The following is a 22,588-nucleotide window of genomic DNA, read 5'->3' as shown; positions in this document are numbered from 1 at the left end:
AAATACCGGGTCAGATGGTGCCCAGGTCGGCCGAGAGCCACCGTTCGGGGTGCATGCGGTAGGTCACGAGCGAGGCCAGGTCGGAGTTCTCCACGTAGCCGGGCACCGCTTCGGGCGGCATGTAGCGGGCGGCCAGGCGCGTCATGAACTCCTCTGTCGTCGGTTCCGAGCCGATCACCGGGCCCTCGACAGAGACGTACCGGTAGGTGGGCGTATCGCGCTGGACCAGCAGCGACAGGCGCCCCGCCTTGGCGAGCAGGGTGGCCTTGCGCGAGGTGCCGACGGTCAGGAACTCCACGTCGCCGCCGGGCTCGTAGGCGTACCAGATCGGAACCGTCAGCGGCCCGCGGCCGGGTTCGGCGTCGATGGCCAGGGCGGCCATGTGCGGTTCGGCGAGGAACCGCTGCCGCTCTGTCTCGGTCAGTGGCATACCGGGGCTATTCCCTGTGCGGCCGGTGAGACACCCGAGGCGGCGCGGACGAAGGCTGCCAGCGCGGGTGAGCGGGCCTGCTCAGGCCAGGCAAGCACCACCGTGGTGGGCGGGGCGTCGAGCACGGGCACGCAGGTCAGGTCGGCGCGCAGCTGCCCGCGCACCGACTCGGGCACCACGGCCACGGCCCTGCCGAGCGCGATCAGCTGCATCAGCTGCGCGGCGGCTCATGCGGCGTGTGCAGGAACGCCACGTCGGCCGTGCCGTCCCGCAGCAGCCGCGCCCGCTCGCCCATCGCGCACAGCACCACCTCCACCTCCACCGCCTCCGGCAGTTCGGCGTAGGCGGCCAGGATCGCGGGCAGTAGCCCGCCGTCGCCGCCGGGCTTCATCGCCACGACGAGCCCGGGAACGGCGGGGCCCGCCCTGCGGGTGCGCCGCTCGGCCGCCGCGACCGCCTCGAGCGCCGTCACGGCCTCCCTGGCCAGCACCCGTCCTGCCTCGGTCAGCGTGACCCTGCCGCCGGCCCGCTCGAACAGCCGCACCCCGAGACGCCGCTCCAGCTTCTGTATCGCCCGCGACAGCGGCGGCTGCGCGATGCCCAGCCGCCCGGCCGCCCTGCCGAAGTGCAGCTCTTCGGCGACGGCCAGGAAGTACGACAGCTCGCGCGTCTCCATACCCGCAGGGTATTGCGCGTGACCAAGCCGGTGTTGGCCCCGCCTCGGGCCGTCCTGCTGTGATGGACGGGTGAGCGAGAGGATCGCCCTGGTCACCGGGGCAAGCAGGGGCGTCGGCCGGGCGGTCGCCGAGGGTCTGGCCGAGCGCGGCATGACCGTGATCTCGGGGATGCGCACCCCGTCGGGAGAGCTGTCGGTACGCCTGGACGTGACGGATCCGGCGACGATCTCGGCCGCGGCCGCCTGGATCGAGGAGCGGTTCGGCCGCCTGGACGTGCTGGTGAACAACGCCGGGATCTCCGGGTACACGCCGGGACGCCCGCCCGGCGCGACGACCGTCGAGTCGGTCAGGGAGGTGTTCGAGACCAACGTCCTCGGCGTCGTCGCGGTCACCAACGCGATGCTCCCGCTGCTGCGCCGCTCCCCGGCCGCGCGGATCGTGAACGTCTCCAGCGCCGTCGGCTCGCTGACCCACCAGACCGACCCCGGCCACTACCTGTACGGCCTGCCGCCCCAGGCCGCCTACCCCGCGTCGAAGGCGGCGCTGAACGCCCTCACCGTGCAGTACGCCAGGGAACTGGCGGGCGAGGGGATCCTGGTCAACGCCGTCACGCCGGGGCCCTGCGACACCGACTTCACCAGGGGACTGGGGTTCGACCTCGGCCGCACGGCGCAGGACGGGGCCAGGGCCGTCGTCCGGCTGGCCACGGTGGGGCCCGACGGGCCGACCGGCGGCTTCTTCGACGAGAACGGACGGGTCCCCTGGTAGGCCGTGGGAAGGCGTGAACACGGCCGTTCGACGCCTCGCGATCGAGCTTGTCCGCACTGGGCGCGCTCGAGGAGATGGCCGCGAAACTGTCGTGCCGTCGGATCGCTGACGACCGGCGTCCCGGAAAGTTCTTCAAAGAAATCCGGGAGGCGGTGTCGGATCGGGGCGGTGGCGTTCGTAGCGCGGGTGAGGCCGCCCGCAAGGGGGCGGCGCCGAGGCAAAAGGAACCGCGATCATGAAGCTGACGACCGTGACTCAGGTCACCATCGATGGAGTGATGCAGGGAAACGGCGGCGCGTCGGATGAGGACCGCAGGAACGGATTCGAGCGCGGCGGATGGGCGCGGGGGGCGGGTGACGACGAGACCAGGACGTTCATCACGCAGACCTACCAGCGCGCCGACGCGTTCCTGTTCGGCCGGCGCACCTACGAGTTGTTCACCTCCTGGGGATCAAACCCACATCCCATCGGCGTGGCCTTGAACGAGGCCCCCAAGTACGTTGCCTCGACCACGCTCACCGCGCCGCGTTGGGAGAATACGACCGTTCTCCGTGGTGACCTCGCGGCGGCCGTCAGTGAGCTGAAGGCCAAGCCCGGGGGTGAGCTGCAGGTGCACGGCAGTGGCATCCTGACCCGGTGGCTGCTGGAGAACGATCTGGTCGACGAGATGATTCTGATCGTGATCCCGGTGATCCTCGGCCAGGGCGCGAGACTGTTCCCGGAGACCGGTCCGGATCTCGCGCTCGACCTGGTCAAGTCGCGGGTCGACTCGAAGGGCGTGACGATCCAGGTCTACCGGCCGGCCGGGCGCCCGCGGTATGCGACGGCCTGAAGTCCCTACCGACGAACCACGCGGTCTTGACACCACAGGAGATGATCTTCAGATGCGGTATCTGGTTTCCGTGATCGATGACAAGAGCAATCCCGGCAGCACGGACAGGCAGCCTGCCATCAGCGCGTTCAACGAACGACTGATCGCCGAGGGCTACTGGGTTTTCGCGGGCGGACTCGCGGACACCGACGCGGCCACGGTCATCGACAACCGGGGCGAGCAGGCGGTGTTCAGCGACGGGCCTTTCGTGGAGTCGAAGGAGTACCTCGCCGGCGTCTGGGTGTGGGAGGCCCCCGATCTGGATGTGGCGCTCAAGCTCGCCGCCGAGGCGTCGAAGGTCTGCGATCGGAAGATCGAGGTGCGGCCGTTCCTGTGAGCGACGTCGAGGAGGCGATCACCCGGGCCCATCACGACGAGTGGGCGCGGGTGGTGGCCGCGCTGACCAGGCGTTTCGGTGACCTCGGCATCGCCGAGGAGGCGGCGGCCGAAGCGTTCGCGACCGCCGTCGAGCGGTGGCCGGCCGACGGCGTTCCCCCCAACCCGGGCGCGTGGCTGACCACCACCGCCAACCGCAAGGCCATCGACCGGATCCGGCGCGAGAACAAACGCGACGACAAGCACAAGGAGGCTCAGATGCTGCACGACAACACCCCACCCGAGCCGCTGGGCGCCATCGACGACGACCGGCTCCGGCTGATCTTCGCCTGCTGTCACCCGGCGCTGGCGGTGGAAGCGCGCGTGGCGTTGACGCTGCGCATGGTCGGCGGCCTGACCGTGCCCGAGATCGCCCGTGCCTTCCTGGTGCAGGGGACCACCATGGAGCAGCGCATCACCCGCGCGAAGGCCAAGATCAAGGCGGCGCGCATCCCCTATCGGATGCCGTCCGCCGACGATCTGCCGGCACGCGTCTCCGGCGTCCTGGCCGTCCTCTACCTCGTCTTCAACGAGGGCTACCTGGCCAGCGGCCCCGACACCGATCCCGTACGGCACGACCTGACCACCGAGGCGATCCGGCTCACCCGCCTGATCCGCGCGCTCCTGCCGCAGGACGGAGAGGTGGCCGGGCTGCTGGCGCTGATGCTGCTCATCGAGGCCCGCCGCCCCGCCCGGGTCTCGGCCGGCGGCGAACTGGTTGCTCTCGACGAGCAGGACCGTGGGGCCTGGGACGCGGCGCTGATCGCCGAAGGTCATCGGCTGGTGCGCGAGCGCCTGGCCGCTGCCGCCGCCGGGGTGGCTCCGGGCCGCTATCAGATCCTCGCCGCGATCAACGCGGTGCACACCTCCGCCCGCGACATCCGCGACACCGACTGGTCGCAGGTCCTCGCCCTCTACGACCAGCTCGTCCGCCTCGACCCCTCGCCGATCATCGCCCTCAACCGGGCCATCGCCGTGGCCGAGCTCGACGGGCCGGAGGTGGCACTGGCCATCGTCGACCGCCTGGCCGAGGCGTTGGCCGGCTATCACGCCTACCACGCCACCCGCGCCGACCTGCTGCGCCGGCTGGGCCGGAGTCAGCAGTCACGCGCGGCCTACGACCGGGCCATCGAGCTGGCCGGCAACACCGGCGAGACCGCCTACCTCACCCGCCGCCGCGACCAACTGCAGTAGCGCCCGCGTTTGAAGAGCGCACTTGACACAGCGATGAAAGCCGACGTGGCACGCCGCACTATTGACGTGTTCAGCCGCCAACCCTTCTCGCCGAGCAACGGCGCAGGATTCGGGGGCGCCGGGTTGCGGCGACCGTAGAGACGCGAGCGACTCGTCCGCAACAGACCTTCGTCCGGGTCGTACTCGCGCTGACCGCGGTCTCGTTCGCGCTTCCGCTTGCTCCGAGCCACACGACTACAGCGGCCAGGCTCCTGCTCGCAGGTGGTCATGTACTGGCAGCGGCGATCGTCATACCGGGCCTGACGTGGGCGATCCGGAGAGCACCGCGACATCTCCAGCTGTCGCACGCGGCTGAGAAGCGTGCGTAGGTGCCTCCACACCACCGTGGTCGGTTCGCGCGCCGGAAGATTTCGACGAAATCTTTGTGGGCGGTGTCGGATCGGGTCGGGGGTGTTCGTAGTGCGGGTGAGAGGCCGCCCAAGAGGGGCGCCTCGGGCAAGGGAAGGACGCTCCTCATGACTACCTCGACGGAGCCGAGCACCGTCACCACACGCCGCTCCAGCCGCCTGATGTGGGCGATCCTGGGGCTGGTGCTGCTTGCCGACGCCCTCGACGTGATCGATGCAACCGTCACGAACATCGCCGCCCCCACCATCGCCCGCGAGCTCCACGGCGGTGAAAGCCTGATCAAGTGGTTGGGGCCGGCGTACATGCTCGCCATGGGTGTCCTGCTCGTGGTCGGCGGACGGCTGGGCGACAAGTTCGGCCAGCGCAGGCTTTTACTGATCGGCATGGGCGGGTTCACCCTGGCGTCGGCAGTCGCCGGGTTCTCACCTAACCCGGCCCTGCTCATCGTCGCCCGGGTCGCTCAGGGAGCGTTCGGGGCTCTGCTCATCCCGCAAGGCATGGCGATCATGACGAAAGCATTCGACCGCGACATGCTCGCCAAGGCGTTCGGGCTGTTCGGCCCGGTTCTCGCTCTCTCCAGTGTCGGCGGCCCTGTCCTGGCCGGTTTCCTCATCAGCGCCGACGTGTTCGGTCTGTCCTGGCGCCCGATCTTCCTCATCAACATCATCCTTGGCCTTGTCGGGCTGATCATGGCCGTCAAGATCCTTCCGCGTGACGACGAAGGCGACCGGTCCACCGTCGTCGACGGCTGGGCCTCCGGCCTGCTCGGGGCTACCATGCTCGGGCTGCTGTACGGCCTGATCGAGGGCTCGAGCAACGGCTGGGGCGTCATCTCGATCGGCTCGATCGTCGTCGGCGTCCTGTTCTTCGCTGCCTTCGCCTACCGTCAGCGCACCGCGACCCACCCGCTCATCACGCCCTCGCTCCTGCGGAACCGGGGTTTCACTTCCGGATTGCTCGTGTGCCTGGTCGCCGCCGCCGCCGGCACCGGCCTGCTCTTCGTGCTGTCGCTGTTCCTGCAGGAGGGGCTGCACGCCGGCCCGGGGGACACCTCACTCGGTCTGCTGCCGCTCACCCTGGGGCTCGTCGCCGCCGGGTTCGCCGCCATGGGTGGCCTGGTCGCCAAGCTCGGTCGCCGGCTCGTCTTCATCGGCCTCACCGTCGACCTCGTCGGTTGCGGTTGGGTACTGGTCCTCGTCGCTTACTCCGGGACGAACGTCAGCCTCTGGGCGCTGGCCCCGGCGTTCTTCGTCATCGGCGTCGGCATCAGCCTCAGCTTCGCCACGATCCCCGTCGTCGCTCTCGGCGACGCGAAACCTGAGGAAGCCGGCAGCGCCAGCGGCTCGTTCAGCTCGATCCAGCAACTCGCATCAGCGATCGGCTCGGCCGCGGTCACGTCGATCTTCTTCCAAGCCGCGACCTCCGGACTGGACCACGCGATGAAAGTCACTCTTATCGTCGTTCTGGCCGTCACCGCCCTCAGCCTCCCGGTCGTCGCCCTGATGCCCCGCAAGGCCCCGTCAGAACCCCAGTGAGCAACCGGCCCAACGCGGCGAGGACGGCCGGCCGACGGGGTGCCACCCGTTGGCCGGCCATCCTCGCCGCGTTGGCTGACCACCACCGCCAACCGCAAAGCGATCCGCGCGCAGCGGCAGGTGTTCGGGAAGCAGCGCGATGGCCCCTGGGAACGACCTTGAGCCGTCGCCCCGTCAGGGAGGCGACGGCTCAAGTGGCCGGTCTAGGCGAGCCGGGTCTTCGCGCGAGCGGTCTTGGTCGCGGTCTTGGTGGACGCGGTCTTGGCGACGGCCGCGCGACGTGCAGGGGTGGGGGTACGCAGGATCGCGCCGCGCTCGTCGTACTCGCAGACGGCCTCCTCGTCGAACCAGTGGCCGCCCTCGCCCAGGTAGCGGAAGGCGTAGGCCTTGCCCTTCGGCATCGCGACGGCGACGCTGTACTGCCCGTCGGTGCCGAGCCTCATCGGATGCGCGAACGGGTCCCAGCCGTTGAAGTCGCCGACGACGGAGACCGGGCCGACGTGAGCGGGCAGCGAGAAGAGAATCTCGACATGCCCCTTTTTTGTGGATTTTCCATGCGTGATCATTGCTCTCCCCCGAATGGTGCTAAATGGGCATCGCCGCGCTCAGTCATACCCGGGTCCTCGCCCTCGAATGGTCGAACTCCGAAACTTTAGAAGCGCCTTGATGGACGTTTCCTGTGTCTGAACTTTCGCATGGAATCAGCCGGGCGACGTCGCCGGAACATTGACGATGCTTTCGATTCCGCTGCCGGGGAAACCGCCCTCGTCGCCGCCGATGACGACGATCCCGTTCTCGGTGACGGTGTACCTGGCGCGGTCCTCGTCGGGGTCGAGGCCGATGCGGGCACCGTCAGGAATGACGGCGTCCTTGTCCACGATGGCGCGCCGGACGATCGCGTCCCTGCCCACGTGCACGTTCTCCATCAGCACGCAGTTCTCGACCCGGGCGCGCGCCTGCAGGGTCACCCGCGGCGACAGCACCGACCGTTCGATCGTGGCGCCGCCCGCGACGGTCACCCCAGGGGAGACCAGCGCGTCGACGGCCCTTCCCGCCCGCTCCTCCATGCCGCGCAGGAACGTGGTCGGCGCCAGGACGTCGTGCCACGTGCGGATCGGCCAGGCGTCGTTGTGCAGGATGAACGGCGGATCGGGGAGGAGGAGGTCCATGTGCGCCTCGAAGTAGGCGTCCAGCGTGCCCACGTCGCGCCAGTAGCCGCGTTCGCGCTCGCGCGCGCCGGGCACCAGGTTGCGCGCGAAGTCGTAGACGTCCGCCCTGCCCCTCTCCGCGAGCATCGGGATGATGTCACCGCCGATGTCGTGCCTGCTGGTGACGTCGAGCGCGTCGGCGCACACCGCGTCGATCAGGGCCTCGGTCCTGAACACGTAGTTGCCCATCGAGGCGTAGATCTCATCCGGTGAATCGGCCAGCCCGACCGCGTTCTGCGGCTTCTCGGCGAAGTTGGCGATCCGCCTGCCGCAGCCGGCGGTCTCGATCACGCCGAACTGGTGGGCGAGCGCCAGGGGCTGCCGGATGGCCGCGACGGTCACGTCGGCGCCCGATTCGGCGTGCTGGGCCAGCATCTGGCGCGGATCCATGCGGTAGACGTGGTCGGCGCCGAACACCAGCACGTGCTCCGGCATCTCCTCCTTGATCAGGTGCAGGTTCTGGAACAGCGCGTCGGCGGAGCCGGTGAACCACTGCGGTCCCAGCTGCTGCTGGGCGGCGACCGGGGTGATGTGGTGGCCCAGGATCGGGGACAGCTGCCAGCTGCGGGAGATGTACCTGTCGAGGCTTCGGCTCTGGTACTGCGTCAGCACAACGATCTTGAAATATCCGGCGTTGGTCAGATTGGAAAGGACAAAATCTATCAATCTGTACATTCCGCCGAAAGGCACCGCCGGCTTGGCTCTGGCCACCGTGAGGGGCATCAGCCGTCTGCCCACTCCGCCGGCCAGCACAACTGCCAGGACTCTGAGCGAGGTCATGGAGTCGACATTATCGGGCCTTTCCACAGGCCTATCGCAAGAAAATTCTTGGTCCCGGCTATTGATGGGCAAAACTGGTTCCGTTGTTTCTCAGGTGCGGTAACCGATGTGCCGGAGCAGGCTCCGCAGCCGGTGTTCGATCTGCTCGGCGGTCACCTCCTGCTCGGCGCTCAGCAGCACGAACGCGATCGAGCTCGACAGCACGTCCTGGAGCACGGCCGGGTCGGTGCCCGGCGGCAGGTGCCCGCCGTCGACGGCCCGCCGCGCGATCTCCGGCAGGGTCTCCAGCCTGGGACGCAGGTAGCGCTCGGTGTAGGCGGTCACCAGCTGCGGATGGTCGACCGAGGCGCCGATCACCCGCGCCATGAGCGCGCGGAAGCGCGGCCTGCTCAGCAGCCCGGCGATGAAGGCGACCAGGTCCTCGACGCTCCGCTCCGTGGCCTCGGCTTCCAGCTCGGGGTTGCGGGCGTGCTCGAGCGCGGCCATCAGCAGGTCCTCCTTGGACCGCCAGCGCCGGTAGACGGTGAGTTTGGCCACGCCCGCGCGCTGGGCGACCGCCTCGATGCTGGTGCCCCGGGCACCGCGCTCGATGAACAGGTCGAGCGCGGCTTCCAGGATGGCGGCGTCGTTGCCGGGGTCGCGGGGACGGCCGCGCTCTACGCCGGCCACAGCACCTGGTTCAGCCATGCGGCCAGTCTGTCCGGTGCCGGACCGCCGCGCCAACCGACGTGCCCGTCGGGCCGGACCAGCACCACCTCCTCCGACGTCCCCTGCGCGCGCACCAGCGGGACGACCAGGTCGGCGCCCACCTGGGCGGCCGCCGCCTCGGCATGCCGTACGGCCTGCCGCCGGTCGCCCGCGACGACCGCCCAGCGGCCCTCGAGCGCGGCGTGGAAGGTGGTCTGCTCGCCGTCGAGCCCTGTGCACCTGATGTCGGGCATACGGTCGCCCGGCCGCGGACCCGGCGACCAGCGGTGCGAGGAGGGAGCCAGCGGGCCGCCCCGGTAGCTGATGCCCAGCTGCGAGGCGGCCAGCCACAGCCGGCGCTGCACCGCGGGCAGGCGGAAGACCGGCAGCACCACCCGGTCGCGCAGCAGCTTCTTCCACGCGGTGTCGGGCAGCATGATGTCCACGGCCGTGCTGGTGGCCCGCAGGACGTTGCGGGCCAGCGGGCGGCGCTCGCCCTCGTAGGTGTCGAGCAGGCGCTGGTCGGCGCGGCCGCGCGCGACCAGCACCAGCTTCCACGCCAGGTTCTCCGCGTCGCCGAGCCCGGTGTTCTGGCCCTGCCCGCCGCTGGGGCTCTGGATGTGCGCGGCGTCGCCCGCCAGCAGGATCCGGCCGCGGCGGTAGGCCTCGGCGAGCCGCCGGTGGAGGCGGAACTCCGAGGCCCACGTCACCTCGGAGACCGTGTCGAGGCCGACGCCGCTGCGGTGGGAGAACTCCTGCAGCACCCGCTCGGTGATCTCCTGCTCCGTCAGCTCGTCCGGCAGGCCGGGCGGCGGCTCGGTGAACACCCGCCAGGTGTCGCCCGGCAGCGCGGTCACCGACAGCATGTGGCCTGCCTCCATCCAGGTCGTGCTGCCGTTCCTGTCGAACGGCCAGGCCGCCCGCACGTCGACCATCAGCAGGCGCTCGATGAGCTTGCGTCCGGGGAAGGCGATCCCGGCCAGCTTGCGCACCATGCTGTGGGCGCCGTCGCAGCCGACCAGCCAGTCGGCCCGCAGCTCGCGCTCCTCGCCGCCGGCCGACCGGACCGTGACCGTGACGCCCTTGCCGTCCTGCTGCGCGGCTACCAGCCGGGTGTCCCACTCGACCTCGACGCCCAGGCCGGCAAGCCGTTCGCGCAGCGTGCCCTCGACCTCGGCCTGCGAGATCAGCAGGGCCTGCTTGGGCAGGTCGGCCACGGCGGCGCCGACCTGGAAGCGCAGCACGGTCCTCGATCCCTCGTTGTAGGACATGGTGAGCGACCTCTGCGAGCGTTCCCGCAGGTCGCCGAGGGCGCCGATCCGCTCGAGCACCTCGGCGCCGCGCGGCTGCAGTCCCAGGGCGCGCGACGTGGTGGCGGGGGAGGGGGCTGCGTCGATGACGTGCACGGGAATGTCGTGCAGCGCCAGGTGGATGGCCAGCGCCAGCCCGGTGGGCCCGGCTCCCGCGATGAGTACGGTATCTGTCATTTAATAAACGGTACCGTACCGATTACTAATTCAGCCACCCGGGCTTGCTGTTTGTTTGCGAAGAGAGGGAGGGATTCAGCCCATGGGAGTGCGGCCTCGAACGGGTGGTCCGACCTACTTTGGGTTCGAGGTGGTCAGCGGATGACGGGGGAGGTGGGGGTGTCCGAGCCCATCGAGCTCCACCGCCTGCTGCGCAGCCCCGGCTATCTCAAGCTGCTGCTGCTCTCGGCGTTGATCGGCGTTCCGATCTCCCTCGTGGCCTTCGGGTTCGTGGGCCTGGAGCATGCCCTGCAGGACTGGGTCTGGACGCGGCTCCCCCACGCGGCCGGATACTCCACCGCTCCGTGGTGGTGGCCGTTGCCCGCGCTCGCGCTCGCCGGCGTGCTGGTGGCGGTGGTGGTGGCGCGGCTTCCTGGTCACGGCGGTCACGTCCCGGCACACGGGCTGGGTGGTGGGCCGACGCCGCCCTCGGCGCTGCCGGGAGTGGTGCTGGCCGCGCTGGCGAGCCTGCCGCTCGGCGCCGTGCTCGGTCCTGAGGCGCCGCTGATGGCGCTCGGCAGCGGGCTCGCGCTGCTGACCATCCGCTCCGCGCGGCGCGCCGAGGCCCCGCAGGCGGTCGCCGTGCTGAGCACCGCGGGATCGGCTGCCGCCATCTCCACGATCTTCGGCAGCCCGCTCATCGCCGCGGTACTGCTCATCGAGGTGGCGGGGGTGGGCGGGCCGCAGCTGTTCGCGATCATCCTGCCCTCCTTGCTGGCCAGCGGTGTCGGCGCGGTGGTCTTCACCGGGTTCGGGCACTGGACGGGGCTGGGCATCGGCGCCCTGGCGCTGCCCACGGTGCCGCCGGCGCAGCGGCTCGGCGTGGGCGACTTCCTGTGGGGCGTCCCCCTCGCGGTGCTGATCGCGTGCGGTGTGGTGGCCATGATGGCGCTCGGCCGCAGGCTGGGCGACTGGACCCAGACCCGAACGGTGCCCAGGACGATCGGCTGCGCGATCGCGGTCGGCGCCTGCGTCGCCGCGTACGCGCTGCTCACCGGCCGATCGCCCGCCGAGGCCGCCCTGTCCGGTCAGGCCACCCTGACGGTGCTGGCCGCGCAGCCGCAATCCTGGGCGCTGTCCGCGCTGCTGTTGCTGGTGCTGTTCAAGGGGATCGGCTGGGGCATCTCGCTGGGCAGTCTCCGCGGCGGCCCGGTCTTCCCCGCGCTGCTGCTCGGCGCCGCGCTGGGGGTCGCCTGCTCGGGGCTGCCCGGGTTCGGGGCGGCCTCCGGCATCGCCGCGGGGCTGGCCGCAGGCGGCGCCGCGACTCTGCGGCTCCCGGTGTCCGCGCTGGTCCTGGCGACGGTCCTGATGGGAGGCGACGCCGCGCAGCAGATGCCGCTGATGATCGTCGTCACGGTCGTGGCGTTCGCCGCCGCGGAGTTGCTGCGCGGCCCCAGGAAGATGCCGCAGGGCGACAAGGGCTGAGCCTTCGTCAAGGGTCGGTACGGCCGGCCGTACCGACCGTGACCGGGGAGCCTACCGACGCGGCCCCGGCAGCGTGATCCCGCGCGAATTCCAGGTTCAGCACGGCTGCGATGACCCCGAGATGGCTGAACCCCTGAGGGAAGTTGCCGAGCTGTTCGCCGGTGTCGGGGTCGATCTCCTCGGCGAGCAGCCCCAGGTCGCTGGCGCAGTCGAGGACCCGGGCCAGGTACGCCTCGGCGGCCTCGACACGCCCCGCGCGCGCGAGGGCGCTGACCAGCCAGAGCGTGCAGAAGACGAACGAGCCCTCGTCGCCCGCGAGACCGTCGTCGCTCAGGTAGCGGTGAACATGGCCGTTGCGGGCCAGCTCCGCCTCGACCCGATCGATGGTGGCCAGGACCCGCGGGTCGTCGAACGGCAGGAACCCGCGCAACCCGACCTGCAGCGCGGACGCGTCCAGCGCGTCGTGCTCGTAGGCCTGCAGGAACGCCCCGGTCTCGGGGTCCACTCCTCTGCTCTCCAGGCTGGTCCGGATCTCCGCGCGCGCCTGCTCCCATCGCGCTCGGAGTCCGGTGTCCGCGGCCGAATCCGGGACCAGGTCGAGGATCCGCAGGCCGCAGTCGCCGCAGAGCCACGCCATGAGCTTGGAGAAGACGAAGTCCCTGCGCCCGCCGCGGACCTCCCAGATCCCTTCGTCCGGCTCCCGCCAGCGCTGGATGTTCAGCTCCACCACGTCACGGATGAACGCGAAACGCCCCTTGGCACGGGGCCGCCAGCCATGCTGCTGCATGACGAACCAGGCCGCGGCGAGCAGTTCCCCGTAGATGTCGAGCTGGAACTGGTTCCACGCGCCGTTGCCGATGCGCACCGGGCGCGAGCCCCGGTAGCCCTCCAGGTGATCGGCCGCACCTGTCGCGGTCTCGAAACGGGTCTCCAGCACGTTGGTGTGCGGCAGGTACCGTCGCGTGACGCGATGGTCCCCGCTGGGAGCGATCCGGAAGTAGCCGCCGCGATCCCGGTCCAGGATCCGCGCGAAGACAGGGCTGCTGTCGAACCTGTGAAAGCACGCCCACTCCACTGACGCGTCCCGGCCCACCAGCGCCAGCGAATGACAGTCGCTCAGGAACGCGTAGTCGGAGATCGCCGGGTAACCGTCCCCCGCCATAACGAACACCCCACCCGAATGCACGTTGCATACCCCGCGAAGGGCGCGATCATGGCAGCTCGCCCTCCGCGGACTGAGTAGAGGGTACTCACGACACCCGGTGACCGCGCGGATACGTTCGCCCTGTTTCTGCTGCACACCGAGGGGGGTGTCATGAGTAGGTTTGGCCTGTTACTCCGTGCGTTGGTCGCGACGCTCATGGTGGTGCTGTACGTGGGCACCACTCCGGCCCAGGCGGCCACCGTGGAGGTGACCGTACATCTGTACCGGGTCGTCGAGCTGTCGTGCGACGAGGGCGCCGGCGAGGCGTGCGGGAATGACTACTATCCGAAGTTCGAGATCGATCACCAGGGCCTGTTCGACGGCAGGGACGACTTCTGCTGCGCGCACGGCTCCGACTTCCGTACCAACTGGGTGCGCAAGGTCAACGTCGACACCTCGCACAATCCGGTGGCCATCCATCTGGAGCTGTGGGACCAGGACGACCTCTCCCAGGACGACGTCATCCACTGGGCCAAGACCGGTGACTACCTCGACCTGGACTTCAACCTGGACACGTGCGTCTTCACCGGCGGCGGCCTGACCGCGCAGCAAGGAGCCGGGATCCCGAGCCTGGCGGGGGAGAGCGAGACCAGCGGACCGGACTCGGCGCGCGGGTACTTCACCATCACCACGCCGCACTGCCTGGACGTGGCCAAGGACGCCGACAGCGACAACGACGGCCTCCTCAACACCTGGGAGACTCCGGGGCAGGGCTACAACATCAACGGGGACGACAAGGTCGACCTGGCGCTGGGGGACCCGCCCTACAACGCCCTGCCGTACAGGAAGGACCTGTTCGTCGAGGCGGACGCGATGACCGGGTTCGCGCCGCAACCGGGAGCGCTGGACGACGTCGTCAAGGCCTTCGCCGACGCCCCTGTCGACCCCTATCCCGACCCTGCGGACGCCACCAAGACCAAGTATCGCGGGGTCAACCTGCACACGGCCGTCGACGAGAGCAACCTGCCGGTGGTCTCCGGGATCCTCTTCCAAACAGACGGGACGGCCAAGAACCCCGACGGCACGGACAAGCTGGACGATTTCAACGACCTGAAGAACGCCAAGCCGCGCGGCCCCTGCACCGGCCACTTCGGCACCGTGGCGGATCGGGCCGACTCGAACTGCGAGTTCATCCTGAAGGCGAAGCGCGACGCGTTCCGCTACATGATCTTCGGGGACACCCACGCGGAGAACCTCAAGTCGTCGGGCATCTCGGAATGGGCGGAGACCGCTCCGCACGGCGGCAACGACTTCATGGTCACGCTCGGCGCCATCGGCGGCACCGCGACCGCCATCCTCAACGGCCGCAGGAACTCGGAGGCCGCCACGTTCATGCACGAGTTCGGCCACACGCTCGGCCTCGGGCACGGCGGCGGCGACTACACCAACTGCAAGCCCAATTACCTGAGCGTGATGAACTACACGCTGCAGTTCACCATCCGGGACCCCGCCAGGCCGCTGGACTACTCCAGCGCGGTCAGGGGCACCGACCTCCCCAGGCTCGACGAGGCGCATCTCAACGAGAACAACGGGGTGCGCGGCACGCCGAACCCGGCACGCAACACCGTCTACGGCGTCAACGGCAAGGTACGCGTGGCGCCGGCGACCAACGGCGCCCTCGACTGGAACGAGAAGAACGGCATCGAGTCGGACATCCCCGCCGACATCAACTACATCGAATCCATCAAGCCGGCCGACAAGTACGGCTGCGCGGCCACCAGCCCCAACCAGCCCCTCGACGGCTTCGACGACTGGGCCAACCTCCAGTACAACCCCCGGCTCAACGGCACGTTCTTCCTGGACGGCGCGCGCGGTGACCTGCCGGAGGAACTGACCGAGGACACCATCCTGGCCATGGCGCAGAAGGCCGATCTCAAGGTCACCAAGTCCGCCGACCAGGCGGAAGCGACCGGCGGGGACACCGTGGGCTACACGGTCAACGTCACCGACCTCGGCCCTGACACGGCCAAGGACATCTCGCTCACCGACACGCTGCCCGACGGCACCAAGCAGCAGCGCTCGCTGCCCGACCTGGCCAACGGCGCCGTCAACACGGTCACACCGAAGTTCACCTACCAGGTGCCGTGCGACACCACCGACGGCACGACGCTCACCAACACCGTCACGGTCACCGGCAACGACGCCAACGGCATCCCCGACCCCTACGTCAGCGACAACACCGCCAAGGCCACGACCACCGTCCAGGCCCCTGTGCTGACGGTGGGCGCGACCGCCACGGCCACGGTCAACGCCGGCGAGGCGATCACCTACCGGATCACCTACGCCAACACCGGCGGCGGCGCGGCCTCCCACGTCGCGCTGACCACCACGCTCCCGGCGGGCCTCTACTACAGCCAGGCGCTCGACCTGGGCAGCGGACCGAAGCCGACCACGGTGACGCGCAACGCCGACGGCACCACGACCCTCACCTGGGCCGTGAACCAGTTGCCCGCCACGTCAGGGGATCGGACGATCGTGTTCACCGCCCGGCCGACGCTCCTGGCCCTGGCCGGCACCACGTACACCGCCGCGGTGTCCGTGGCCTACCAGAACGCCACCGGCGCCTGCACCTACGCCCCGGTCACGGCGGCGGCCACCACCACGATCACGGTCGTCCCGCCCACGCGCGACCCGCTCTCCAAGGGTTTCTGGAAGAACCACCAGGAGCTCTGGACGGCCGAGAACCTGGCCCGGGTCCAGGCCACCGACCAGCGCTACGACACCGACGGCAGCGGCGCGCTCTCGGCCGCCGAGATCACCGCGGCCTTCCGCGGCCAGAACGAGCCGAAGAGCGTCCTGTCCGAGCACCTGCTGGGCACGTACTTCAACCTGGCCACCAGGCGCATCAACGCGGGCACCGTGATCACCGACCCGCTGGGGCTCGGCACGGTCAGGGGCGCCGCCCTCTACGCCCAGGACACGCTGGCGCTGCCGGTCGACTCGAGCACGGCGTCCCGTTACAGCGGGATCATCGGCGTGCTGGACGACGTCAACGCCAACAAGATCGAAACCTACTGACACCTCGAGGCCTGCACCCCACGCGGGTGCAGGCCTCCTGACGCGCAAGGTCAGCTCATGAGCCGACCTTGCGGAAGAACGCGCGGATGTCCTCGAGCAGGAGGTCGGGCGCCTCGTGGGCGCTCCAGTGCCCGCCGCGGTCGTACTCGTTCCAGGACACGATGTCGGCGTGGTCGCGTTCGGCGAACTTCCGCGGCGCCTTGAAGTCGTAGCCGAAGGACGCCAGCCCCACGGGCACCGTCGTCGGCGACGAGGGCCGCTCGGAGTGGTGGTTCTCGAAGTAGAAACGCGCCGAGGAGGCCGCGGTGTTGGTGAACCAGTAGAGGCAGACGTTGGTGAGGATCTCGTCGGGGGTCAGCGAGTCGCCGAGCAGCTGGCCGCTCCAGGCGAGCTGGCCGTACGGCGAGTCGGACAGGGCGTGCGCGAGCGTCTGAGGCTGTGCCCGCTGCGCGAAGTCGTGGATGGCGTGCTCGAGGAACTTCTGCCCGAACTGGATGAACATCAGCTCCTGCTCGCTGAGGCCGTCCATCTCGCCCGGCTCACCCTTGGGGAAGGAGAAGATCTGGTTGACGTGCACGCCGATGACCCTGTCCGGGGCGAGCCTGCCCATCTCGGGCGCGATGATGGCGCCGGCGTCGTTGCCGTGCACGCCGAACCTGTCGTAGCCGAGCCTGCTCATCAGCTCGTTGAACGCGGCCGCCATGCGCACGGGATGCCAGCCGGGCTCGGTGGTCGGGCCGGAGAAGGCGAAGCCCGGGTAGGACGGGATGACCACGTGGAAGCCGGACGCCGTGAGCTCGTCGACGAGCCCCACGTACTCGGTGAAGCTGCTGGGCCAGCCGTGCAGGAGCATCAGCGGGATCGCGTCGGGGTCAGCGGAGCGCACGTGCACGAAGTGGACGTTCTGCCCGTCGATCTCGGTGGTGAACTGGGCGAAGCGGTTCAGCCTGGCCTCCTGGGCGCGCCAGTCGAACCCGTCACGCCAGTACTCCAGCAGCGGCTTGACGTACGACAGCGGCACGCCGTACTCCCAGCCGGGCCGCACGGGGATGCCGATGTCGACCTTGCCGGCGATCGCGTCGGACGGCAGCTCGTCGGCCAGGCGCGTGCGGGCCAGCCGGTTCTTCAGGTCGTCCAGGTCGTCCTGGGAGATGTCGATGCGGAATGGGCGGATCTCAGACATGCGGCCACCCTAGGGAGCAGCGCGCGCGGAGGAATCGGTCAGAACGTCGGTACTTTTTGTGGGCAGATGGTGGGCTATAGGTAAGTTGTCCGCATGCTATGGGGACGGGCGGAGGAGCAGGCGGCGCTTGAGGGCATGCTGCGCGGCGCTCGCGCCGGTGAGAGCTCCGCGCTCGCCGTCATCGGCCAGCCGGGCATCGGCAAGACCGCGCTCCTGGAGTACGCGTCGCGATCGGCCGGCGACATGCGGATCGTGCGCTGCACGGCGGCGGAATCCGAGGCCGACCTGCCCTTCTCCGGACTCCACCTGCTGCTCAAGCCCCTGCTCCACCACGTGGACCTGCTTCCGGAGCGGCAGCGGGACGCCCTGCGCGCGGCGTTCGGCCTGTCGGCGGCCGAGCCGGGCGACCGGTTCCTCGTCGGCCTGGCCGTACTGACGCTGCTGTCGGAGGTCGCGGGCGAGCGCCCGCTGCTGTGCCTGATCGACGACGCGCACTGGCTCGACCAGGCCTCGGCCGACGCGGTGATGTTCGCGGCCAGACGGCTCGGCGACGAGGGCATCGTCATGCTGCTCGGCCTGCGCGAGGACGGCTCCGACGGGGAGTGCCAGGGGCTGCCGGTGCTGCGGCTGGCCGGCCTGGACCGGGACGCCGCGCGGGAGTTGCTCACCGAGCACGGACGCGCGGCCGATCTCGACGAGCTGTACGCGGCGACCGGGGGCAATCCGCTCGCGCTCATCGAGCTCACCGCCGCCGACCTGCCCGCGGACGCCTTCACGCCGGTGCCGCTGACCGGTCGCATCCAGGCCGCCTTCTGGCAGCAGGTACGGCGACTGCCGCGGCCCACCCAGCTGATGCTGCTCATCGCGGCGGCATGCGACACCTACGAACTCGCGATCGTGATGCGGGCCGCCGCCTCGTTCGGCATCACGACCGCCGACCTGCAGCCCGCGCTGGATCGCGGTCTCATCAGCCTCGCGGGCACCGTCGTCTTCCGCCATCCGCTGGTCAGGGCGGCCGCCTACCACGGTGCACCGCTCAGTGACCGGCTGGCCGTACACGCGAAACTGGCCGAGCTCCTCGACGACCCCGAGCAGGCCGACCGGCGGGCCTGGCATCTGGCCGGCGCGGCGACGGGCCCCGACGAGGCGGCGGCCGCGGCCCTGGAGCAGGCGGCGGCGCGCGCGGCCGCCCGATCGGGGCACCTGGCGGCGGCGACCGCCTACGAGCGCTCGGCGTCCCTGTCCACCGATCCCGCCCGGGTCGCCTACCGCCTCACCCGGGCGGCCGAGGCCGCGCTGGCGGCCTCGGTGATCCCGCAGGCCGAACGGCTGGCCGAGCAGGCCCGCGCGAGCACCGTCGACCCGCGGCTCGTGGCCCGGCTCGACCACGTGGGCGCCATCGTCGCCTTCAACCGCGGCGAGATCAGGGCGGCCCACGACCTGCAGGTCCAGGCCGCCGGGCGGGCCGACAGGGAACAGGCCTTCTGGATGCTGAACGAGACCGTCTACACCGCGTGGAGCCTGCCGCAGGACACCGCGCTGCTCGCGGCCGACCTCGACCGGCTCGGCGCGTTCGACCTGCCGCCGGGTGACCCGCTCGCATCGCTGGTCTGGCTGCACCGCTGGTATTCGGCCAACGTGCTCGGCCGCGAGACCGAGACTTTCCCGCCCGTCGCGGACCTGCTGGAGGACCTGCGCACGCTGCCCGACGCCGCCAGGACGACCAGTTCGGCCGGCCCGATGCGCGCCATGATCGCCGCCGTGGGCGCGCTGCTGCTGATCGGCCACGACCACGAGGCGTCCACACTCGCGGGTGACTACCTCGGCCGGCTCAGGGAGAGCGGCGAGATCCGCTGGCTCCCCGCGATCCTGATACGGCTGGCCATGTCCACGCTCCTGCTGGGCCAGCACACCAACGCGCAGATCCACCTCGCCGAAGCGGAGCGGATGGCCCGCGACGTCGGCGACGCCGCGGTCGTCACCCACACCTCCGCGATGATGGCCTACCTGGCCGCCCTGACCGGTGACGAGCCTGCCACCCAGCAGCACGCGGAGGCGGCGCTCGAGAGCGGCAACGTGCTCACCGTGGCCTGGGTGGCGTGGGCGCGGGCCGTGCTCGATCTCGGCCTGGGGCGGTACGAGGCGGCGCTGGCCAGATTCGACGAGAGCCTGCAGGGCTGTTTCAACCACACCCTCCCGGCACTGCGGGGACTGCCGGACTACGTCGAGGTGGCCGCGCGGATCGGGCGGCCCACGGCCCGGCCGCTGGCCGTCTACCGCGAGTGGGCGGCCAGGATCCGGCGCCCGGCGGTCGACGCGATCGTCAGCCGCTGCCTGGCCCTGACCTCGTCCGACGCCGAGGCGGAGAGCCACTACGTCGCGGCCCTGCGCCTGCACGAGCGCGACAGCCGGCCCATGGACCACGCACGCACCCGGCTGCTGTTCGGCGAGTGGTTGCGCAGGATGCGCCGCAAGGCCGACGCCGGCGCGCAGCTCCGGTTCGCGCTGGAGACGTTCGAGTCGCTCGGTGCCACTCCCTGGGCCGAGCGCGCCCGCGCCGAGCTCGACGCGACGGGCGCGGAGGTGCCCCGGCGTGCCGTACCGACGCCCTTCCTCGGGCTCACGCCGCAGGAACTGCAGATCGTACGGCTGGCGGCCAGGGGCCTGTCGAACCGGGAGATCGCCACCCAGCTCCTGCTCAGCCCCAAGACCGTCGCGCACCACCTGTACAAGGCCTATCCGAAGCTCGGGATCAGCTCGCGCGGTGACATCGCCGCGCTGATGCTCTAGACGGCGCCCCGCCCGGTCCGGCTGGGGGCGTTCAGGTCGTGGTGGGCCTTGATCGCGAGGCTGGTCAGGGCGAGCAGCAGTTCCAGATCCGCTTCGGCTTCGAGCTGGACCGACACCCAGGCGCCGTCCTCGCAGGCGTGCACCCGGCCGGATTCCCACAGGTGGGGGCCGAGGCGGCTGATGACGGGCGCGGTCAGCCGCAGGCGCATCTCGTCGTGACCGCTCGGGTAGAGGATCTCGGTGCCGCGGACCGTGAAGGCGACGCCCTGATGGCTCTCGCACATGGCCAAGCTGGGCCAGCGGCGCAGCTCGCGCATGACACGAGCCACATAAGGTCCGCTCACACCTCCAGTGTCACTTCTGTGTACACGATGTGTCCATTGTCCGTTTTCCTCTATTTCACCCTGGGGTCACGGTCGCTGCAGTCCTTGGCCTTTGGGCTGGTTACCGGATGGCGGCGATGGGGAATCACGGTGGCGGCGGCTCGGGGGAGGCCTGTGTGGCGCGTGTGATGTCCGCCGACATGGACGAGAGGTTCGACATCGTGGATATGAAGTTCGAGGTTACGGTGCTGCCGGTTGGCGACGCCGAGCGGGCGAAGACCTTCTACCAGAAGCTGGGGTGGCGGTTGGACGCCGACATCGCGGTGGACGACGGCTATCGGGTGATCCAGTTCACCCCGCCCAACTCGCCCGCCTCGATCCAGTTCGGCAAGGGGATGACGGCGCTCGCGCCCGGCTCGGTCAAGGACCTGATGCTGATCGTCGAGGACGTCGAGGCCGCCAGGCAGGAGCTGATGGGCCACGGGGTGGAGGTCAGCGAGGTGTGGCACGGACCCGGGGTGAACAGCGCGGGGCGACGCGAGCCCGGCCCGGATCCGGAGCACGGGTCGTACAGTAGCTGGGCGTCGTTCGCGGACCCCGACGGGAACACCTGGCTGTTGCAGGAGGTGACGGAGCGGCGCCCGGGCCGGGTGTGGTCGACGGACGTCGCGGCCCTGGCCGGGCTGCTGCACGAGACCTCCGAACACCACGGCGCGTTCGAGGCGGTGGCCCCGCCGCATGACTGGTGGGACTGGTACGCGGCGTATCTGGACGCCCGCCAGGGCGGCGCCAACCCGGAGGCGGCTTCCGCGGCCGCTGGGCGCTACATGGCCGAGGTCAAGCATGTCGTCGTCTGACCTGGGCGCCGCTGATTGGCCGCGGCGCGAGCCGGAACTGGCCGGGCAGACCGTCGTCGTGCTCGGCGGAAGTGCGGGCATCGGGCTCGAGACGGCTCGGCGCGCCCGGGCCGAGGGTGCCGAGGTCATCCTCACGGGCCGCGATCCCGACCGGCTCGAGCAGGCGGCGCGGGAGGTCGGCGCGCAACGCACCGCGGCCTTCGACGCCGACGACGCGGCCGCGCTGGCGCGCTTCTTCCAGGATCTTCCCGCGCCCATCGACCACGTGATGATCACGGCCGGCGGTCCGCATTACGGCCCCGTGCTGGAGATGGACGCGGCCGAGGTGCGTGAGGCGATGACCGGGCACATCGTGCGGGCGCTGGAGGTCGCGCGCAACGCGGCCGGCAGGATGCGGCCCGGGGGCTCGATCGTGCTCATGGGCGGCACCGGCGGTCGGCGCATCGGTCACGGTCTGGGGATCGTCTCGGCCGCCACCGCCGCGCTGCCCGTGTTCACGGCGACCCTGGCGCTGGAGGTCGCGCCGGTTCGCGTCAACCTCATCGCCGCCGGCTTCGTGGACACGCCGCTGTCGGCGTCGCTGCTCGGGGACCGGCTGGAGGAACGCAGGAGCGAGCTGCGGGACACGCTCCCGATCGGCCGCGTCGTCGGCCCCGCCGATGTCGCGGCGCTCGCCGTACACATCATGAGCAACACGGCTCTCACCGGCGCGACCTACGACATCGACGGCGGCCAGCAGTTCATCTAGACGAGGCGGGGATCATCGGAGCGAGGCGTCCAGCTGACGGATCAGTTCTCCGACCCGCCCACCGCCGGGTGGGGCGGCCGGGTAGCGCCTCAGGACGTCCACCACGACGGGATCCGCGAGGATCCGCGACCGCGCGATGTGGTCGGCTCCTACGGCAGGGTCGTCTCCGGCGGAGAGCTCGAAGGCTCGTGCGGCATAGGCGGCCGATGCGAGGATGTGCTTGACCTGGGTAGCTTTCGCCAGGGGGTGGAGGAACGCCGCACCGACCGCGTTGCCGGCCGCGCGCGCGGCGTCGCTGGCCGCGGCCTGTCCCGCATCGCGGGTCTCCTGCGCCGCCCGGTGCGCCGCCCACGCGCTGTCACGTAGCGCCTTGGTCCGCTCGGCTCCGTCCACGAACGCCTGCGCGGCGTCGATCGCGGCTCGCGGACGGCGATCGTCAGGGCGTTCACGTTCGAAGATCGCCAATGCGGGCCGCGCGCACGCCACCGCGTAGCCGGCGACGGCGCGGAGCTCGGACCGGCTGAGTTCGATCGTGGTGCCGTCATCCTTCTGGAAACCAGCAGTCATGTCATCAACGGTAT

At 70.4% G+C, this 22,588-nt stretch carries 22 protein-coding genes; 11 read left to right on the top strand and 11 right to left on the bottom strand.

The genetic code is table 11. The annotated features are described in order from the left end of the window. Nucleotides 1–10: 10 nt before the first annotated feature. The 3 genes from KIK09_RS07600 to KIK09_RS58985 are packed head-to-tail and all read right to left on the bottom strand — an operon-like array spanning nt 11 to nt 1,106. Nucleotides 11–430 (bottom strand): pyridoxamine 5'-phosphate oxidase family protein, encoded by a 420-nt coding sequence (locus KIK09_RS07600; protein ID WP_214317877.1) that lies wholly within the window; start codon nt 428–430, stop codon nt 11–13. After that, entirely contained in the window at nt 421–642 is a 222-nt protein-coding gene (locus KIK09_RS07595) for a LysR substrate-binding domain-containing protein (protein ID WP_214317876.1), read from the bottom strand. The genes KIK09_RS07600 and KIK09_RS07595 overlap by 10 nt, the downstream gene beginning before the upstream one ends. Beyond that, nucleotides 642–1,106 (bottom strand): LysR family transcriptional regulator, encoded by a 465-nt coding sequence (locus KIK09_RS58985; protein WP_214317875.1) that lies wholly within the window; start codon nt 1,104–1,106, stop codon nt 642–644. Before KIK09_RS58985 ends, KIK09_RS07595 begins: the two co-directional genes overlap by 1 nt. 70 nt (nt 1,107–1,176) lie before the next feature. Between KIK09_RS58985 and KIK09_RS07585 the strand changes: the two genes are divergently transcribed. The 6 genes from KIK09_RS07585 (at nt 1,177) to KIK09_RS07565 (ending at nt 6,258) form a co-directional block, all read left to right on the top strand. After that, nucleotides 1,177–1,875, top strand: a complete 699-nt coding sequence (locus KIK09_RS07585; protein WP_214317874.1) for an SDR family NAD(P)-dependent oxidoreductase — start codon at nt 1,177–1,179, stop codon at nt 1,873–1,875. A 235-nt stretch (nt 1,876–2,110) separates the two neighbouring features. Continuing rightward, complete coding sequence (locus KIK09_RS07580; RefSeq protein ID WP_214317873.1) at nt 2,111–2,707, top strand: dihydrofolate reductase family protein; 597 nt, start codon at nt 2,111–2,113, stop codon at nt 2,705–2,707. Between the two features lie 52 nt (nt 2,708–2,759). Further along, entirely contained in the window at nt 2,760–3,083 is a 324-nt protein-coding gene (locus tag KIK09_RS07575) for a YciI family protein (RefSeq protein ID WP_214317872.1), read from the top strand. Beyond that, entirely contained in the window at nt 3,080–4,315 is a 1,236-nt protein-coding gene (locus KIK09_RS07570; RefSeq protein WP_214317871.1) for an RNA polymerase sigma factor, read from the top strand. Before KIK09_RS07575 ends, KIK09_RS07570 begins: the two co-directional genes overlap by 4 nt. 107 nt (nt 4,316–4,422) lie before the next feature. Further along, nucleotides 4,423–4,683, top strand: coding sequence for a DUF6069 family protein (locus tag KIK09_RS60545; RefSeq protein ID WP_372455580.1), 261 nt, complete (start codon nt 4,423–4,425; stop codon nt 4,681–4,683). Nucleotides 4,684–4,830: 147 nt separating this feature from the next. Next, nucleotides 4,831–6,258 (top strand): MFS transporter, encoded by a 1,428-nt coding sequence (locus KIK09_RS07565; protein ID WP_214317870.1) that lies wholly within the window; start codon nt 4,831–4,833, stop codon nt 6,256–6,258. A 203-nt stretch (nt 6,259–6,461) separates the two neighbouring features. On the opposite strand, the gene KIK09_RS07560 is transcribed toward KIK09_RS07565, so the two are convergent. The 4 genes from KIK09_RS07560 to KIK09_RS07545 form a co-directional block, all read right to left on the bottom strand. After that, a complete protein-coding gene (locus KIK09_RS07560; RefSeq protein WP_214317869.1) occupies nt 6,462–6,824 on the bottom strand; it encodes an isoamylase early set domain-containing protein in 363 nt (120 codons plus the stop codon). A gap of 135 nt (nt 6,825–6,959) precedes the next feature. Next, nucleotides 6,960–8,246 (bottom strand): glucose-1-phosphate adenylyltransferase, encoded by a 1,287-nt coding sequence (locus tag KIK09_RS07555; protein ID WP_214317868.1) that lies wholly within the window; start codon nt 8,244–8,246, stop codon nt 6,960–6,962. A 90-nt stretch (nt 8,247–8,336) separates the two neighbouring features. Further along, nucleotides 8,337–8,933, bottom strand: coding sequence for a TetR/AcrR family transcriptional regulator (locus KIK09_RS07550; RefSeq protein ID WP_214317867.1), 597 nt, complete (start codon nt 8,931–8,933; stop codon nt 8,337–8,339). Continuing rightward, complete coding sequence (locus KIK09_RS07545) at nt 8,903–10,420, bottom strand: FAD-dependent monooxygenase (protein WP_214317866.1); 1,518 nt, start codon at nt 10,418–10,420, stop codon at nt 8,903–8,905. Before KIK09_RS07545 ends, KIK09_RS07550 begins: the two co-directional genes overlap by 31 nt. Before the next feature lie 141 nt (nt 10,421–10,561). Here KIK09_RS07545 and KIK09_RS07540 point away from each other — a divergent pair, with 141 nt between their 5' ends. Then, nucleotides 10,562–11,884, top strand: coding sequence for a chloride channel protein (locus KIK09_RS07540; protein ID WP_214317865.1), 1,323 nt, complete (start codon nt 10,562–10,564; stop codon nt 11,882–11,884). 7 nt (nt 11,885–11,891) lie between these two features. On the opposite strand, the gene KIK09_RS07535 is transcribed toward KIK09_RS07540, so the two are convergent. After that, complete coding sequence (locus KIK09_RS07535; protein WP_214317864.1) at nt 11,892–13,046, bottom strand: glycoside hydrolase family 15 protein; 1,155 nt, start codon at nt 13,044–13,046, stop codon at nt 11,892–11,894. 153 nt (nt 13,047–13,199) lie between these two features. On the opposite strand from KIK09_RS07535, the gene KIK09_RS07530 reads away from it, so the two are divergent. Further along, nucleotides 13,200–16,106 carry a DUF11 domain-containing protein gene (locus tag KIK09_RS07530; RefSeq protein ID WP_214317863.1) on the top strand — a complete coding sequence of 969 codons (2,907 nt, stop codon included), beginning with the start codon at nt 13,200–13,202 and terminating at the stop codon, nt 16,104–16,106. Nucleotides 16,107–16,161: 55 nt separating this feature from the next. On the opposite strand, the gene KIK09_RS07525 is transcribed toward KIK09_RS07530, so the two are convergent. Continuing rightward, entirely contained in the window at nt 16,162–17,289 is a 1,128-nt protein-coding gene (locus tag KIK09_RS07525) for an epoxide hydrolase family protein (protein WP_214317862.1), read from the bottom strand. Between the two features lie 93 nt (nt 17,290–17,382). Here KIK09_RS07525 and KIK09_RS07520 point away from each other — a divergent pair, with 93 nt between their 5' ends. Continuing rightward, nucleotides 17,383–20,079 carry a helix-turn-helix transcriptional regulator gene (locus KIK09_RS07520; RefSeq protein WP_214317861.1) on the top strand — a complete coding sequence of 899 codons (2,697 nt, stop codon included), beginning with the start codon at nt 17,383–17,385 and terminating at the stop codon, nt 20,077–20,079. Here KIK09_RS07520 and KIK09_RS07515 read toward each other — a convergent pair. Next, a complete protein-coding gene (locus tag KIK09_RS07515; protein ID WP_214317860.1) occupies nt 20,076–20,423 on the bottom strand; it encodes a luciferase domain-containing protein in 348 nt (115 codons plus the stop codon). The two genes, KIK09_RS07520 and KIK09_RS07515, sit on opposite strands and share 4 nt — an antisense overlap. Before the next feature lie 155 nt (nt 20,424–20,578). Between KIK09_RS07515 and KIK09_RS07510 the strand changes: the two genes are divergently transcribed. Both KIK09_RS07510 and KIK09_RS07505 read left to right on the top strand, forming a co-directional pair. Beyond that, nucleotides 20,579–21,259: a VOC family protein gene (locus KIK09_RS07510; protein WP_308163961.1), complete on the top strand. Its 681-nt coding sequence runs from the start codon at nt 20,579–20,581 to the stop codon at nt 21,257–21,259. Further along, nucleotides 21,246–22,007, top strand: a complete 762-nt coding sequence (locus KIK09_RS07505) for an SDR family oxidoreductase (RefSeq protein WP_214317859.1) — start codon at nt 21,246–21,248, stop codon at nt 22,005–22,007. The genes KIK09_RS07510 and KIK09_RS07505 overlap by 14 nt, the downstream gene beginning before the upstream one ends. A 12-nt stretch (nt 22,008–22,019) precedes the next feature. Here the strand turns inward: KIK09_RS07505 and KIK09_RS07500 are convergent, their stop codons facing one another. Further along, the gene (locus tag KIK09_RS07500) at nt 22,020–22,574 is read right to left on the bottom strand and encodes a putative immunity protein (RefSeq protein ID WP_214317858.1); all 555 of its coding nucleotides are present in this window, start codon (nt 22,572–22,574) and stop codon (nt 22,020–22,022) included. Nucleotides 22,575–22,588 lie beyond the last annotated feature (14 nt).

Origin of the sequence: Nonomuraea sediminis (genome assembly GCF_018531495.1) — a bacterium.
Classification (GTDB): Bacteria; Actinomycetota; Actinomycetes; order Streptosporangiales; family Streptosporangiaceae; genus Nonomuraea; species Nonomuraea sediminis.
Note: the sequence above shows the minus strand (reverse complement) of the source record. Positions and strands in the feature narration are given on the sequence as shown.

What these genes read in the sequence shown, in the direction of transcription:
- KIK09_RS07530 (WP_214317863.1), top strand. Translation starts at nt 13,200, where the DNA reads ATGAGTAGGTTTGGCCTGTTACTCCGTGCGTTGGTCGCGACGCTCATG.
- KIK09_RS07575 (WP_214317872.1), top strand. Translation starts at nt 2,760, where the DNA reads ATGCGGTATCTGGTTTCCGTGATCGATGACAAGAGCAATCCCGGCAGC.
- KIK09_RS07560 (WP_214317869.1), bottom strand. Translation starts at nt 6,824, where the DNA reads ATGATCACGCATGGAAAATCCACAAAAAAGGGGCATGTCGAGATTCTC.
- KIK09_RS07580 (WP_214317873.1), top strand. Translation starts at nt 2,111, where the DNA reads ATGAAGCTGACGACCGTGACTCAGGTCACCATCGATGGAGTGATGCAG.
- KIK09_RS07535 (WP_214317864.1), bottom strand. Translation starts at nt 13,046, where the DNA reads ATGGCGGGGGACGGTTACCCGGCGATCTCCGACTACGCGTTCCTGAGC.
- KIK09_RS07550 (WP_214317867.1), bottom strand. Translation starts at nt 8,933, where the DNA reads ATGGCTGAACCAGGTGCTGTGGCCGGCGTAGAGCGCGGCCGTCCCCGC.
- KIK09_RS07520 (WP_214317861.1), top strand. Translation starts at nt 17,383, where the DNA reads ATGCTATGGGGACGGGCGGAGGAGCAGGCGGCGCTTGAGGGCATGCTG.
- KIK09_RS07555 (WP_214317868.1), bottom strand. Translation starts at nt 8,246, where the DNA reads ATGACCTCGCTCAGAGTCCTGGCAGTTGTGCTGGCCGGCGGAGTGGGC.
- KIK09_RS07595 (WP_214317876.1), bottom strand. Translation starts at nt 642, where the DNA reads ATGCAGCTGATCGCGCTCGGCAGGGCCGTGGCCGTGGTGCCCGAGTCG.
- KIK09_RS07565 (WP_214317870.1), top strand. Translation starts at nt 4,831, where the DNA reads ATGACTACCTCGACGGAGCCGAGCACCGTCACCACACGCCGCTCCAGC.
- KIK09_RS58985 (WP_214317875.1), bottom strand. Translation starts at nt 1,106, where the DNA reads ATGGAGACGCGCGAGCTGTCGTACTTCCTGGCCGTCGCCGAAGAGCTG.
- KIK09_RS07540 (WP_214317865.1), top strand. Translation starts at nt 10,562, where the DNA reads ATGACGGGGGAGGTGGGGGTGTCCGAGCCCATCGAGCTCCACCGCCTG.
- KIK09_RS07525 (WP_214317862.1), bottom strand. Translation starts at nt 17,289, where the DNA reads ATGTCTGAGATCCGCCCATTCCGCATCGACATCTCCCAGGACGACCTG.
- KIK09_RS07545 (WP_214317866.1), bottom strand. Translation starts at nt 10,420, where the DNA reads ATGACAGATACCGTACTCATCGCGGGAGCCGGGCCCACCGGGCTGGCG.
- KIK09_RS07505 (WP_214317859.1), top strand. Translation starts at nt 21,246, where the DNA reads ATGTCGTCGTCTGACCTGGGCGCCGCTGATTGGCCGCGGCGCGAGCCG.
- KIK09_RS07500 (WP_214317858.1), bottom strand. Translation starts at nt 22,574, where the DNA reads ATGACTGCTGGTTTCCAGAAGGATGACGGCACCACGATCGAACTCAGC.
- KIK09_RS07600 (WP_214317877.1), bottom strand. Translation starts at nt 430, where the DNA reads ATGCCACTGACCGAGACAGAGCGGCAGCGGTTCCTCGCCGAACCGCAC.